12 protein-coding genes are annotated in these 13750 nt (G+C 65.3%); 2 read left to right on the top strand and 10 right to left on the bottom strand.

The features are described 5' to 3' along the window. Positions 1-14: 14 nt before the first annotated feature. Positions 15-1001 carry a GNAT family N-acetyltransferase gene (locus ACWDTS_RS09915; RefSeq protein ID WP_450118050.1) on the bottom strand — a complete coding sequence of 329 codons (987 nt, stop codon included), beginning with the start codon at positions 999-1001 and terminating at the stop codon, positions 15-17. A 163-nt stretch (positions 1002-1164) separates the two neighbouring features. On the opposite strand from ACWDTS_RS09915, the gene ACWDTS_RS09910 reads away from it, so the two are divergent. Continuing rightward, the gene (locus ACWDTS_RS09910; RefSeq protein ID WP_197251388.1) at positions 1165-2334 is read left to right on the top strand and encodes an aromatic ring-hydroxylating oxygenase subunit alpha; all 1170 of its coding nucleotides are present in this window, start codon (positions 1165-1167) and stop codon (positions 2332-2334) included. A gap of 54 nt (positions 2335-2388) precedes the next feature. Then, positions 2389-3540: an acyl-CoA dehydrogenase family protein gene (locus ACWDTS_RS09905; RefSeq protein WP_197251389.1), complete on the top strand. Its 1152-nt coding sequence runs from the start codon at positions 2389-2391 to the stop codon at positions 3538-3540. Between the two features lie 57 nt (positions 3541-3597). Here ACWDTS_RS09905 and ACWDTS_RS09900 read toward each other — a convergent pair whose 3' ends face one another. The 9 genes from ACWDTS_RS09900 to ACWDTS_RS09860 form a co-directional block, all read right to left on the bottom strand. Then, on the bottom strand, positions 3598-4827 hold the full coding sequence (locus tag ACWDTS_RS09900) for a cytochrome P450 (protein ID WP_420750332.1): 1230 nt from the start codon (positions 4825-4827) through the stop codon (positions 3598-3600). Between the two features lie 96 nt (positions 4828-4923). Further along, positions 4924-6147 (bottom strand): cytochrome P450, encoded by a 1224-nt coding sequence (locus ACWDTS_RS09895; RefSeq protein WP_197251391.1) that lies wholly within the window; start codon positions 6145-6147, stop codon positions 4924-4926. Positions 6148-6184: 37 nt separating this feature from the next. Further along, positions 6185-6418 carry a ferredoxin gene (locus tag ACWDTS_RS09890; protein WP_420750331.1) on the bottom strand — a complete coding sequence of 78 codons (234 nt, stop codon included), beginning with the start codon at positions 6416-6418 and terminating at the stop codon, positions 6185-6187. Positions 6419-6423: 5 nt separating this feature from the next. Beyond that, on the bottom strand, positions 6424-7305 hold the full coding sequence (locus ACWDTS_RS09885; RefSeq protein WP_450118049.1) for an SDR family NAD(P)-dependent oxidoreductase: 882 nt from the start codon (positions 7303-7305) through the stop codon (positions 6424-6426). Positions 7306-7500: 195 nt separating this feature from the next. Then, complete coding sequence (locus tag ACWDTS_RS09880; RefSeq protein WP_197251438.1) at positions 7501-7647, bottom strand: DUF1059 domain-containing protein; 147 nt, start codon at positions 7645-7647, stop codon at positions 7501-7503. Between the two features lie 110 nt (positions 7648-7757). Continuing rightward, entirely contained in the window at positions 7758-9587 is a 1830-nt protein-coding gene (locus ACWDTS_RS09875) for an N-acyl-D-amino-acid deacylase family protein (protein WP_420750329.1), read from the bottom strand. A 33-nt stretch (positions 9588-9620) separates the two neighbouring features. Then, positions 9621-11051, bottom strand: coding sequence for an MFS transporter (locus ACWDTS_RS09870; RefSeq protein ID WP_197251439.1), 1431 nt, complete (start codon positions 11049-11051; stop codon positions 9621-9623). A 39-nt stretch (positions 11052-11090) separates the two neighbouring features. Beyond that, the gene (locus tag ACWDTS_RS09865; protein WP_420750328.1) at positions 11091-12281 is read right to left on the bottom strand and encodes an aromatic ring-hydroxylating oxygenase subunit alpha; all 1191 of its coding nucleotides are present in this window, start codon (positions 12279-12281) and stop codon (positions 11091-11093) included. A gap of 45 nt (positions 12282-12326) precedes the next feature. After that, positions 12327-13745, bottom strand: a complete 1419-nt coding sequence (locus ACWDTS_RS09860; RefSeq protein ID WP_420750327.1) for an aldehyde dehydrogenase family protein — start codon at positions 13743-13745, stop codon at positions 12327-12329. Between the last annotated feature and the right edge of the window lie 5 nt (positions 13746-13750).

Here is a 13750-nt window from a genome sequence, read left to right as displayed (position 1 = left end):
TCAGGGACGCAGGATCAGAAGCTGGGCACCTCGGCCCACTCGCCGACCTGGTAGCAGGAGTGCTCGTCCTCCTGCTCGAACGCCATCAACCGGCACATGCGCACCGCCGACGCGTCGTCGGGATCGATGCGAATCAGGGCGATCTGCGCCCGCGCCTCGCGGAGCGCTCCGAGCGCGGTCGTGAGCAGGGCCGTCCCGACGCCCGCGCCCCGGGCGGCCTCGGTGAGGACAAGGGCTCGGGTCGGGGCCGCGTCCAATTCGTTGTGCATGAACAGGGCGGGGTCGTACCAGACGAATCCCACGCACGCCCCGGACGGATCGGTCGCGACGACGACGCTGCCGGACCCGAGGCGGATCTCGTCGGCGAGACGTTCACGCTGGGCGGGCACCAGCGACGCCGAGTCCAGCACCTCGTCGATCGCCTTCGACACCGCCGCGTCCCCGAGCGGCCGCGGCTCGCCGATCGCGATTCCCTCGGGCGCGGCCACCTCGTCGAGCGGTACCGCGAACGGCCCCGACAGGTGCCGGAACAGCGTCCAGAGCCTGCTCACCGCCGGGATGCCGAACCGTCGCGTGAGCCGCTCGGACGCAGGGTGGGTGCTGTACGCCCAGCAGCGCAGGGCCACGGCACCGGTGCCTTCCCAGCCGCCGTCCCCGGTCGCGTCCAGGCCGATCTCCTCGACGAGCATCGTGGCCACCCCGCGCGACCGATAGTCCGGATGGACCACGAACTGCACCGTGCCGAGCCCCTCGTCGTCGACGTGCAGGTGCAGGTACGCCACGATCACCAGCGGGGCGTCCTCCCGGGCACTCAGGTCGCGGCGTGCCTTGATCGGCAGGTGGTACACCCGTGCGCCGTCACGGCTCGTCGAGGTGACGTCGGCGGCGTGGATCCGGGAGAAGCCCGCTTCCTCGTCGTACTCGGCGGCCGTGGCAACCAGCGCCAGCACCTCGTCGCGATCGTCGGGATCCAATTCCGAACACCACTGATACGAGATCATCCTGTCCGCTCCTCATCTGCCGGTTCGTTGTCGTAAATCTAATGCCCATCGGTATACGGCCGCAATGTCCGTAACGCTTCCGTGAGCATCCCCAGGCTTTACACTTAAACCTACTTGGGTTAGATTTAGCGCCATCGATCCGAACCACCGCCTGGAGGCAGCCATGACAGAGGTCGGAATTCCCCGCGAGGAGCGCATTCGCCGTGCGCTCGACCACCTGCGCAACGACACCACCGACGAGTACGAGCACCTCACCTGGTTCGAACCGGGCGAATTCGTCGACCCGGCAACGGCCAAGCTCGAACGTGACCGCGTGTTCGGTCGCGTTCCGACCATCGTTGCGCACGGGTCCGAGATCCCTCGCGCGGGAGACTTCTTCACCCTGCAGATGCCGCGGAACAACGTCATCGTCGTCCGCCAGCGCGACGGCAGTGTCAAGACCCTCGTGAACCAGTGCCGCCACCGCGGGGCCATGGTCGAGAAGGAGGAGAAGGGCCGTTGCCGCCTCTTCTCCTGCCCGTACCACCGCTGGTCGTACGACACCGACGGCACGCTGCGCACGATCACCCGTGACAACACCTTCGGTGAGGCCGACCGGGACCAGCGCAACCTCGTCCAGCTCCCCACCGAGGAACGGCACGGCTTCATCTGGGTCGTGGACGACGCCGACGCCACCATCGACGTCGCGGATTGGCTCGGACCCGAGATGGATGCCATCCTGGCCTCGCAGAACCTCGACAAGCTGGTGAGCACCCGCGTCCAGGTGTTCGAGGAGCCCGTCAACTGGAAGCTGATGCAGGACGCGTTCCTCGACGGCTACCACATCCAGTACGCGCACCCGAACACTGCCGCCAAGCACATCCACACCAACGTGATGTCCTTCGAGGACTTCGGTCACCACTGCCGGTTCATGAACCTGCGCAAGACCATCGACCGGTGGATCGAGGAGGATCCCGGCGACCGCAGCCTGGCCGAGCACACCACCGAGACCCACTTCATCGGGCCCAACAGCACCCTGCTCCGCCAGCCCGACCACTTCCAGCTGCTCACCTTCCGCCCGCATCCGAGCGACCCACAGTTGTGCCGCATGGAGATCCGTTTGATCTGCCCGACGGTCGAGGACAGCGGAATGACCGAGGAGCGCTGGAACCGGCTCTGGGACAAGAACGTCGAAATCCTCATCGCCGTCCTCCACAACGAGGACTTCCCGATCCTGCGCGATTCGCAGCGGGCCATGGCCAGCGCCAACGCCGGCAACATGCTCCTCGGCCGGAACGAGGTCGCCAACCAGGTCTTCCGGCGCGAGATCCAGAAACTGGTCAGCGAGAACTGATCCCGAACACGACGGCGGGGCGCCTGCGGGCGCCCCGCCACCAGGAGGCTTTACGTGGAGAGCGATCTCTTCGAACACGACCATGAACTGTTCCGCGATTCGGTTCGGGGTTTCGTCGACAAGCACGTCGTACCCAATCTGGAGAAGTGGGATGCCGACCGGCTCATCGACCGGGACACCTGGCTCGCCGCCGGCAAGCAGGGCCTGCTCGGACTGAGCGTGCCGGAACAGTACGGCGGCCCCGGCGAGTCGGACTACCGCTTCCGCGTCGTGATCCAGTCCGAGATCGCGCGGGTCGGTGCGTCGGCCCTGCAGTCCGGCTTCTCGACCAACGACGACATCGTCCTCAACTACCTGCTCCGGCACGCCAACGACGAGCAGAAGCAGCGCTGGCTGCCGGGGTTCGTCACCGGTGAGACGATCGGCGCGATCGCGATGAGCGAACCCGCCGCCGGAAGCGACCTCCGCGGCATCACCACCAGCGCGGTGGCCGACGGCGACCACTGGATCCTCAACGGCTCCAAGACGTTCATCACCAGCGGTATCCTCGCGGACCTGGTCATCGTCTTCGCGAAGACCGATCCCCAGGCGGGTTCCCGGGGATTCAGCCTCTTCGTCGTCGAAGAGGGCATGCCCGGCTTCACCCGCGGCCGCAAACTCGACAAGGTCGGTCTGCACGCCCAGGACACCGCCGAACTCTTCTTCGAGGACGTGCGCGTTCCGAAGGAGAACCTGCTCGGAGAGCTCGGTCAGGGCTTCGGATATCTGATGCAGAGCCTGCCGCTCGAGCGGCTCGGGATCGGAATCGCCGCGCAGATGTCCGCGGAGGCCGTCATGGGCTGGACGCTCGACTATGTCAAGGAGCGGACCGCGTTCGGCAAGCGCATCGGCGAATTCCAGGGCATGGGTTTCACCCTCGCGGAATTGCAGACGGCAGTGGAGGTTTCCCGCACCTACATCGACCGGTGTGTGCGCGAGTACAACAAGGGCACCCTCACCGCGGTGGATGCGTCGAAGGCGAAGCTGTGGGCCACCGAGCTGCAGGGCCGTGTCATCGACGCCGGCGTCCAGTTCCACGGTGGCTACGGCTACATGATGGAGTACCCGGTTGCCAAGGCGTTCATCGACGCCCGGATCCAGCGCATCTACGGCGGCACCAACGAGATCATGAAGGAAATCATCCATCGCGATCTGATGAAGGCCTGATCCACCAAGGAATAAGGGGCGGGACCCGACCGATCGGGTCCCGCCCCCTCTTACGGATCAGGATTCCGGTGTGAAGGTGAGGGGCAGCCGCACGCATCCCCGCACCGACGTGCCGTGCATGAGCGGCGGATCACTCTGGACCAGAGCGTAATCGGGGATCCGGCGGTGGATCTCCTCCATTGCCAGCGTCAACTCCAGACGGGCGAGATGCGATCCCAGGCAACGGTGCGGGCCCGCCCCGAACGACAGGTGCCGGTTGGGCCCACGATCGATCACGAACGCGTCGGGATCGTCGAACTCGGCATCGTCGCGGTTGGCCGAGCACAGCAACAGCAGCAGTTGATCGTCTTGCTTGACCTGCACACCGGCGATCTCGACGTCGCGGGTGGCCCTGCGCCCCATGCTGACGGCCGCTTCGATGCGAAGAATCTCCTCGACCGCGTCCGGCACCAGACCACTGTCGTCGATGAGTGCTTGCCGCTGCGCCGGGTTGTTCGCGAGGTGCACCATGGCCCAGCCGAGTGAACCCTGCACCGTATGCAGTCCCGCGATGAGCAGCAGGAAGAACATGCGACGCAGTTCCTCGTCCGTGAGGTGCCGCTCGACTCCATCCATGCGGATCGGCGTGTTGATGATCTGCGCGGTGATGCTGTCGGCGTCTTCTTGCCCCGACCGCACCCGGTCCACGAAGGCACCGAAGTACTCGAACACGCTCGCCGCCGCTTCGGCACGCGCTTTGGCGGATTCTTCTTCGGACGCCCCCGGAATACCCTGGAGCGCAGTATCGGTCCACTCGGTGAACCGTTCGGCGTCGGCGAGGGGCCAGCCCATGAGAGTCAGGAAGACACGGGTCGGCAGCGCATGCGCGAACTCGGCGACGAATTCACATCGCCCTGCGGACGCGAAGCCGTCGATCAGTTCGTTGATGATCGCGCGGATCTGCGGCTCGAGCTCCTTCATTCGCGCCGGTCCGAACAGCGGCTGGAGCGCTTGCCGATACTGCGTGTGCTCGGGGGGATCGATCTCGACGGGGATGAATTTGCCCTGGCCGGCGTCGACGAGATTGTTCGGATAGCTGGAGAACGTCTCGGCGTCACGCAGAATACGGAAGATGTCTGCGTAGCGCGTGACGATCCAATGCCCGCCGTAGTGCGGAGAGTAGAGGATCGGACCTCGGACGCGGAGTTCGGCGGCCTTCTGTTGGAAGACGTCGACCGGCGCGGCAAGGGCAGGATCGTAGACGTCGAAGTCGACCGTCAGATCCGTTGCGATGTCGTGAGTAGTCAAGTAGAACTCCCTTCGAACGCCGATCGGCGCATCGATCGTCCACGGGGTTCGTGAAGGATCGATACGCCGATCGGGTGGCACGGAAAGTTCCGACGATCAGGACGCCGGAGTGAACTTGATCGGGAGGCGCAGGCACCCGCGAACCTGGGTGGCGTGCAGGACCGGCGGATCGGATTCGACCAGTTCGTAGTCGGGGATCCTCCGGTGCAGTTCTTCGAGTGCAATCGACAGCTCGAGTCGTGCGAGGTGCGAGCCCAGGCATCGGTGCGGCCCCGCACCGAACGACAAGTGGCGATTGGGAGTCCGCTCGAGATCCAGAGTGTCCGGATCGTCGAACTCGTCGGCGTCGCGGTTGGCCGAGCACAGCATGACGATGAGCTGGTCGCCCTCCTTGATCCGAACTCCCCCGAGTTCGACGTCGCGTGTCGCACGCCGGCCCATGACGACCGCGGCTTCGATCCGAAGGATCTCCTCGACCGCACTGGGAATCAGCCCGTCGTCGGCGATCAGCGCCGCGCGCTGGCCGGGGCGGTTGACCAGATGGATGATCGCCCATGCCAATGATCCCTGCACGGTGTGCAATCCCGCGATGAGCAGCAGGAAGAACATGCGCGTGAGTTCTTCGTCCGTGAGCAACCGCTTGCCGTCGGCGAGGTCGATCTCGGTGTGGATGAGGACAGACGTGACGTCGTCGCCCGGGTTGGCGCGGCGCTCGTCGACAATCTTCTGGAAGTACCCGAACATCTGTTGCGCGGCTTCGGCGCGGGCCTGCGCGGACTCTTCCTCACTCGCACCGGGTTTACCCATCAGTGCGATGTCGGTGGCTTCGGTGAACATGGGTGCGTCCTCCAGCGGCCAGTCCATCAAGGCCAGGAACACACGGGTGGGCAGCTCGTGTGCGAACGCCGAAATGAATTCGGCCTCACCGTCACCCGCAAATCCGTCGATGAGCTCGTTGACCACCGCGCGGATCTGCTCGGTGAGTGCCTTCATCCGATTGGGCGAGAAGAGTGGTTGCAGCGCCACCCGGTAGGCGGTGTGCTCCGGCGGATCCAGTTCGAGCGGGAGGAATTTGCCGTCGCCCGCATTGACGAGGTTGTTCGGATAGCTCGAGAAGGTCTCCGGGTTGCGGAGCACCTCGTGGGCTTCCTTGTAGCGGGTGACGATCCAGTGGCCGCCGTGCGCGGTCGAGTAGACCACAGGCCCCTTGGCCGCCAGTTCGGCGACCTTCTCCTGCACGGTGTCCACCGGGTATGCGAGTGTCGGATCGTAGATGTCGAAGTCGACCACGGGTGTCGACCGGTCGTCTGTCACGGTCATGCTGTCCGCCTTGGTAGCAGATGTATTTCGGAGCAATTCAGGAGAATTCGAGCGTCAACGCTCGCTCGGGGCACACCGCGACGGCCTCCTCGGCAGCCGCGATGTGCTCCTCGAGCTCGAGTATGTCCTGGAGGATCACCGGATAGCCGGAGTCGTCACAGTCGACAACCTCGGGGGAACGGCTGTAGCACAGGCCGTGGCCCGCGCACACCGACCGATCCACGACGAGGCGGCGCGTACCGCGCTTCGTTTCCGTGTCGTGGGCAGTCATGATCGTTACTCTTCGCCGGTGACCATCGGCGGAGGATTGTTCCCGTCCTCCGGGAACATCATCGCCACGCGGGAGAGCGTGCCGCCATCGGTCGTCGGCAGCGTGACACCCGAGATGTACGCCGACTCGTCCGACACCAGGAAGAGCGCTGCGCGCGCATTGTCTTTCAGCGACGGCGGACGATTGAGCTTGAGCGGAATCGGCGACACGGTCGGATCCCACGGGCCTGCCACCTCTTCGTACGACTGCCCCACCACCGGCGTACCCGCCGGGGCCAGGAAGTTCGGCGACATTCCGTGCGTCGGGGCGATCGCGTTGACTCGGATCCCGTACTTGCCCAGATCCAGACTCAGACCCCGAACCATCCCGTTCACACCGGCTTTCGTCGCGGAGTATGCCGCGATGCTGTGGTATGCGACGAACGACGCGGCCGACGAGGTCGCCAGAATGACGCCACCACCGTTGGCCCGCAGTGCCGGCACGGCGGCCTTCGCGGTGTAGAACACACCCGACAGGTTGACGCCGATGACGTCCTGCCAGTCCGCATCCGTCAGATCCTGGAACTCGACCTGCTCACCATCGGCGACCGACGGCACACCGCCACGCGACACGATGCCCGCGTTGGCCCACGCGATGTCGAGCTTGCCGAATGCCGCAACCGTCGCGGCCACGGAGTCGATCACCTGCTGCTCCACCCGCACGTCCGCGGTGACCGCGATGGCCGTGCCACCCTGCTTCTCGACCAACTCGACCGTGCCCTTGGCACGCTCCGGATCGATGTCGACGACCGCGATCTTCGCGCCTTCCGCCGCGAACAGCTGCGACGCCTCACGCCCCAACCCGGATCCTGCACCGGTGATCAGCGCGACCTTGCCTTCGAGTTTCATCGACTCTCCTCTGTTCGAACCTGTGACAGATGAATGGAAGTTGTTGGACGACAGTGCCTCTCCGGGCCTCTCCGGTCAATCGCTACGGCTCGGCGCCGTGACCGCCACCCGAGCAGGACCAACCCGCGAAGACACGGTGGTCGCCGACGGCCGGACCGTCGGCGAACCGACCACGGTGTTCGGTACGCGAGGTCTTCAGTACGCGATGAACAGAATCTCGTCGCGCGAGTACTCCATCCCCGGATGCGACTCACTCAGGTGCGCCTGGGTTTTCGTCACCAGATCGTCTTCGTCGACGCCGGTGATCGCTACGCCGCACGGACAACTCAATCTCGTCTTCATTCTCATCCCGGACAGCCTTTCCACGCCTTCAGTGCAATCGCGACGCCCTCCGCACGTCCGCGACCGAGAAGCCCGGAAGCACCGACGTCCGTGAGCGGCGTCACACCAAGTTATCTAACGGGAGTAGATTGCACAACCACCGAATCGGGGACGGTCGCCGACCTCCTTCGATAGAGCCGGCCCGGCCGCGCCCCCGTGTCCCGGTCGTCCCGTCTCGTCACAACGCCCGCGACCACCGTGGCCACGTAGCCGCGCGCTTCCTGAATGAACCGCTCGGCGCCCGACGGCAGATCTGCGACGAGCCGCGGTGCCGTCAACGACAACCTCGCGAGGTCGATGACATTCAGATCGGCGCGCTTACCGACGGCCAACGTGCCACGGTCGTCGAACCCGTACAGGTCGGCCAGATCTTTCGTGAGCTTGCGGACCAGACCCTCGATCGCAAACCGTGGCCCCCGGCGACGCAACCCCCAGTGCGACAACAGGAATGTCGGGAAGCTTGCATCACAGATGAAGGCAACGTGCGCTCCCCCGTCTCCGAGACCCATCACGTACTGGGGATCGGCGAGAAACTCACCGATCCGGTTCAGATTTCCGTGAAGGAAGCCGGTCGCGAACCAGATGAGGATTGCACGCCCCTCGTCGGCGATCAGCTGGTCGTAGAGAACCTCGAGCGGGTCCCGCCCTTCGAGCCGCCCGCGTTCCGCCATCGACGTGCTCGGGTCCGGTTCGTAGTCGAGATCCTGGAGGCTGTAAATGTTCGCGAGGTTGCGCTGCAGCGTCAGGTGAGTGTGTTTGCGCGGGTCACCGGAGTCGACGGGCAGGTCCTCTTCCGCCAGGATCCGTGCCTTCACCGACGGCTCCGACATCCGGCGTGCCCGCTCGGGCAACGGAAGATCCGCGATCTCGACATACCCGGGACGCCCCATGAACGGGTGGTAGGTCGCCAGTGAGATCAGACCGCCGATCGCCCTGGGCGCCACCTGAGGGTAGATGCGTTCGCCGGATCTGCCCGCTTCCGCAACAAGAGCACGAGCCTTCGTGAACTCCTCTGCGCCGAGCGTGAGGTTTTCGGCGAAGGTGAAGGTGATTGATTGCCCGGTTGCCCGGTGCAGTCGTCGCATCATCTCGATCTCCGACGAGAGCGTGTTGGCATCACGCCGACCCAGCCCGGCCCGATACTGTTCGCCGGGCTGCCCCTCTACACCCCCGGCGACCCCGGAGGGCACCAACTGGAACACACCACCACCCGCATCGCGCATCGCGCAGGCCATGGCGAGCAACTCCTCCTCCGCAGCCCTGGTACCCGGGAGGATCCCACCACCCGACCCGCGGTGTGCCGCCACCCGGGAAGTACCGACGCCCACCGCACCTGCACCGATACCCTCGCCGACGATGCGAGCGATCTCGGCGATCTCCTCGTCGGTAGCCGATTCGTCCGTTTCCGCGCGGCTTCCCAGCACATATGCACGGACTGCACTGTGGGGAACCTGGGTGGCCACATCTACCGCGAACTCACGGTCGGCGAGGACGTCCAGGTACTGCGGAAAGGTCTCCCAGCCCCATGTGATGCCGTCGTGGAGAGCTGAGCCGGGAATGTCCTCCACGCCCTCGGTCAGGGCAACCAGCCAATCCTCGGATCCCTTGCGAACAGGGGCAAATCCGATTCCGCAGTTGCCGGTGACAACAGTTGTCACGCCGTGCCCCGACGACGGAAGCAGCTCGGAGTCCCACGTGAGCTGACCGTCGTAGTGAGTGTGCACATCGATGAACCCGGGAGTGACCAGCTTGCCGGTCGCGTCGATCACTTCACGGGCATCCCCAGCGATCTTCGGCTCGACTGCGACGATCCTGCCGTCGGCGATCGCCACATCACGCACCACGGCAGGTTCGCCACTACCGTCGGCGATCGTGCCGTTCTTGATCAAGAGATCGAACACAACACCCTCCTGGGTTGTCGGAACGGGTCGCGCTCAAGCCGGCTCGGTGGCCCTGTCGACGACCGTGGGTGTCTCGCGATCGGCCCGATTCCTCCGGGGAACAAGTGCCACCAGTACCGCTGCGGCAACTCCGGCGAACGCGAATGCGTAGAAGGCCCAGTCCGCTCCGAGGGCGGAACTCATGATCAGGCCGGTGAGGATGGGGCCACAGACGCCACCCAACCGCCCGAGACCCACCGCCAGCCCGAGCGCCGTGCCACGAGCCGCCGCCGGATAGTAGACCCCGACGAAGCCGTAGACACCCGTCGTGGACGAGGCGCAGAAGCCGATCAGCAGAACCAATCCGAACACGATCGCCTGCGCCGGCTGGAGCGTCAGCGCCGAGACCGCCAGCGCACCACCGATGAAGCTCACCGAAATCACCGGGCGGGAGCCCAGCCGGTCGGCGAGACCCGTGATGACGACCATGCCGATCCCGCTGCCGAGGTTGAAGGCGAGCAGGAACGTCAGTGCCGATCCGAGATCGTAGCCGGAAGCCCGCAGCATCTGAGGGATCCAGGTGTTCATGCCGTACGAGACGAGCAGGCCGAAGAAGGTGATGAGCGGGAACATGATCGTCGCGATCCGGAAGCCCGGGGCGAGCAGCAGTTTCAGGCCGGACTTCGGCGCTGCACCCGTGCTGTGCGACCGATCGAGTGCCATGCCCGATTCGGCACCCGCATCGATCGCGTACCGCTGCGCCAGTGCGCGCGCCTCTTCGTGGCGGCCCTTACCGGTGAGGAAGGCGATGGACTCGGGCAGGTACCGGAATGCAACCACCAACAACACGATGCCGAGAAGACCACCCGCTGCGAACATCGCCTTCCAACCGAACGCCGGGATCATGAAGATGGCGGCAACGGATACCAGAACACCCCCGATGGGGAAGCCGGTCTGGATGACACCGTTGTAGAACTGCCGTCGGTCGACCTTGACGTATTCCTGTGTGAGAGCGATGAGAGTGGGGAGCGCTCCACCGAAACCGAGCCCCGCCAGCAACCGGAAGAGACCGAACGCCTCCAGGTTCGGAGCGATGGCGCACAATCCGGTGAACAGGCTGAAGCTCACGATGCAGGCGAGCACAACGGGCCGCCGACCGATCCGATCGGTGAGGTAACCGGCCAGCATGGCGCCGGCCATCATCCCGAACAGGGACAGACTTCCGATCAGTCCTGCTGTTGCTGTGGTGATCCCCCACTGTTCGGTCTCCAGCAGCGTCGGCAGCACTGCGCCGAACATGATGAGGTCGACACCGTCGAGGATGGTGATGGCCAGGCAGGTGAGGACCACGGAGCGGGCACCCGATACGGCCCGCCCCTCCCCCGATCCGATGATTTGCGACATGTTGGTTCCTTCAGGGGTGAGTATCCGAGATTCGGAATCGGTGCTGTACGAGTGACGGCGGGAACGTTTGTCGACCGGCAGGACGGCACCGACGGAGCCGGCCTGCCGGAAACCCGACTCTCATCCCCACTTCTGTGGATCCGCGAATGCACGTGCCATCCACCGATGGAAATGCTGGTTTGCAATCTCGTTGCGCCCGAAGAGCAGTGGTCCAAGGTCCGTGTTCGACACGGCCCTCTGGAGTCCTTCGTTGACGACGAGGTCCTCGTCACGAAGCACCGCCATGAGGATGTTCCAGTTCTTGTCCCACCGCGCCTTCTGCTCGTCCGTCACGGCCGGTTCCCGAGTCAGGAGACGGATCTGCATCCGTGTCCCGACAGCGGTGCCCGGAGCCGGGACGAAGTTCAGCACTTCCAGATGGTCGGGCTGACGCAGCACCGACATGTTCGGCATCAGGAAGTGCGCCACGGTGATGTGCCGATCGATCGGCACCTCTGCGGGTGCCCCGCCGCGAACCGAGTCGATGCTCTTGCGTGCCGTCACCATTCGCCCGTGCCTGCCCATCGGCTGCCATGACTGGGCGTTGTTGTAGAAGTACGGGGCGACCGTTCCGGCGTGGGTCGAGGTGATGTGGTAGCCGTCGAGGAAGGCGTCCATCAGGACCTTCCAATTGATGTCCACGTCGAAGTTCCCGACGGTGTAGCAGGTGTACTCGTCCATTTCCATGGCGGCGAGCGAGTCGTCGAACTCCTGCCCGAGCCACGCTTCGATATCGATCTTGCGGCCGTCCGCTGCCGAGTCGACGACCCAGACGAACCCGTGCCGCTCCTCGACCGGGACCTCCAGCAGGCCCATGCAGCTGCGGTCCACCATCCCGAACGTCGACTCGTCCGCGATCGATCGCAGACCGCCGTCGGCCCCGTATGCCCAACCGTGGTACCGACAGGAAAACGTTCGCTTCGAACCCTTTTCGTCCGGAACCAGCCTGGCTCCTCGATGCCGGCAGGTGTTCACGAATCCGCGCACGCTTCCGTCTGCCTGGCGGACGAGAACGACCTCGTTGTTCGGCAGCTGGACGGTCACGAAGTCGTTCCTGCCGGGCAGTTCGGTGCTGTGCGCCGCGATGATCGGAATGTGCCCGAACAGTTCACTGCGTTCCCGGGCCGCGAGTTCCGGATCGGTGTAGATGCGGGGATCGATCTCGAGGATCCCCGGCGCCATGTCGGTGGTGCCGTTGTCGAGGTGGTCGAACATCGCGCGGGCGAAGCCCGCTTTCGTCGTCTCGTCGTAGGGCAGGTCGGTGTAGACCATGGTGCTCACTCCTTCGCGGGGCCTCTGCGGGGTGCCGTACGAACGTCACGGAAGCTGCAGGCTCTTGATCTCGGTGAATTCCTCGAGGCCGAACACCCCGCCCTCACGCCCGTGTCCGGATTGCTTGAAACCACCGAACGGCGCTGCGCCGTTGAACTTTCCGCCGTTGACCTCGATCTGGGTCGCACGCAACCTGCGGGCCACCGACTTCGCACGCTCGAGGTCGCCGGACCACACGGCACCGGCGATCCCGTAGATCGTGCCGTTCGCAATCTCGACGGCCTGCTCGATCGTGTCGCAGGCGATGATCGACAGCACCGGTCCGAAGATCTCCTCCTGTGCGATCGTGGATTCCGGGTCCACGTCGGAGAACACGGTCGGTTCCACGAAGAATCCGGTGCCGACGGGCGCATCGACCGACCCGACGACCAGTCGTGCGCCTTCCTTGATGCCGGATCGGATGTAGCCGAGGACCCGCTCACGCTGGGCTGCGGTGACCATCGGTCCGAGCTTGGTGTCGCCGTCGGTCGGGTCGCCGGGCAGGTACGAGGCAACCGCCTGCGCCGCGAGTTTCTCGGCCGCTGCCAGGCGAGAGCGCGGGACGACCATCCGGGTCTGCGCGTTGCAGGACTGTCCGCCGTTCATGAAGCAGGCGCGCACCGTGTGGGACACCGCCTGCGCGAACTCCTCGTCGTTCAGGTCGTCGAGCAGCACGGCCGCGCTCTTTCCGCCCAGTTCGACCGATACTCGCTTCACGGTTCCGGCGGCCCGTTCGAGGACTCGCTTGCCGACCTCGTTGGATCCGGTGAAGCTGACCATGTCGATGTCCGGGTGAACGGCGATGGCTTCGCCGACGATGGGTCCGTACCCGTGCACGAGATTGAACACCCCGGGCGGGATTCCGACTGCGGCGACCGCTTCCGCAAGAGCACAGGCGGTGAACGGGGCCACCTCACTGGCCTTGACGACCACCGTGCACCCGGTCACCAGCGCGGCGCCGATCTTGGCGGTGATCTGGTGCAGCGGGTAGTTCCAGGGGGTGATGCACCCGATCACGCCGACCGGCTCCCGCACGATCAACGAGTTGCGCAGCGGCGCTTCCCATGGGAAGTCGGCGGCGGCGGACACCGCCTCGCGCAGGTCGATGATGCCCAGTCCGACCTGAGCCCACCGAGCGACCCGGCGCGGGGTGCCGACCTCTGCCACGACGATGTCCGTGATCTCGTCCTGCCGCCGCTCGAGTTCGTCGGCCAGACGCGAGACGAGCTCCGCCCGGTCGCTCGGGGCCGTCTGCGACCACTGCACCAAGGCTCGCCGCGCCGCCGCCACCGCGCGATCGACGTCCTGCGCGGATCCCGCGGGAACGCTCCCGATCCGCGCTTCCGTGGTCGGATTCACCACGTCGATACGTTCGTCGTTCGCCGACGCGATCCATGCGCCGTCCACATACAGGTCGAGTGTCATAACGG

This window comes from Rhodococcus sp. NPDC003383, from assembly GCF_053589115.1.
Note: the sequence above shows the minus strand (reverse complement) of the source record. Positions and strands in the feature narration are given on the sequence as shown.

Excerpts from the sequence above, each read along its gene's own strand:
- ACWDTS_RS09915 (WP_450118050.1), bottom strand. The coding sequence starts at position 1,001 with ATGATCTCGTATCAGTGGTGTTCGGAATTGGATCCCGACGATCGCGAC.
- ACWDTS_RS09910 (WP_197251388.1), top strand. The coding sequence starts at position 1,165 with ATGACAGAGGTCGGAATTCCCCGCGAGGAGCGCATTCGCCGTGCGCTC.
- ACWDTS_RS09895 (WP_197251391.1), bottom strand. The coding sequence starts at position 6,147 with ATGACCGTGACAGACGACCGGTCGACACCCGTGGTCGACTTCGACATC.
- ACWDTS_RS09890 (WP_420750331.1), bottom strand. The coding sequence starts at position 6,418 with ATGACTGCCCACGACACGGAAACGAAGCGCGGTACGCGCCGCCTCGTC.
- ACWDTS_RS09885 (WP_450118049.1), bottom strand. The coding sequence starts at position 7,305 with ATGAAACTCGAAGGCAAGGTCGCGCTGATCACCGGTGCAGGATCCGGG.
- ACWDTS_RS09880 (WP_197251438.1), bottom strand. The coding sequence starts at position 7,647 with ATGAAGACGAGATTGAGTTGTCCGTGCGGCGTAGCGATCACCGGCGTC.
- ACWDTS_RS09865 (WP_420750328.1), bottom strand. The coding sequence starts at position 12,281 with ATGGTCTACACCGACCTGCCCTACGACGAGACGACGAAAGCGGGCTTC.
- ACWDTS_RS09860 (WP_420750327.1), bottom strand. The coding sequence starts at position 13,745 with ATGACACTCGACCTGTATGTGGACGGCGCATGGATCGCGTCGGCGAAC.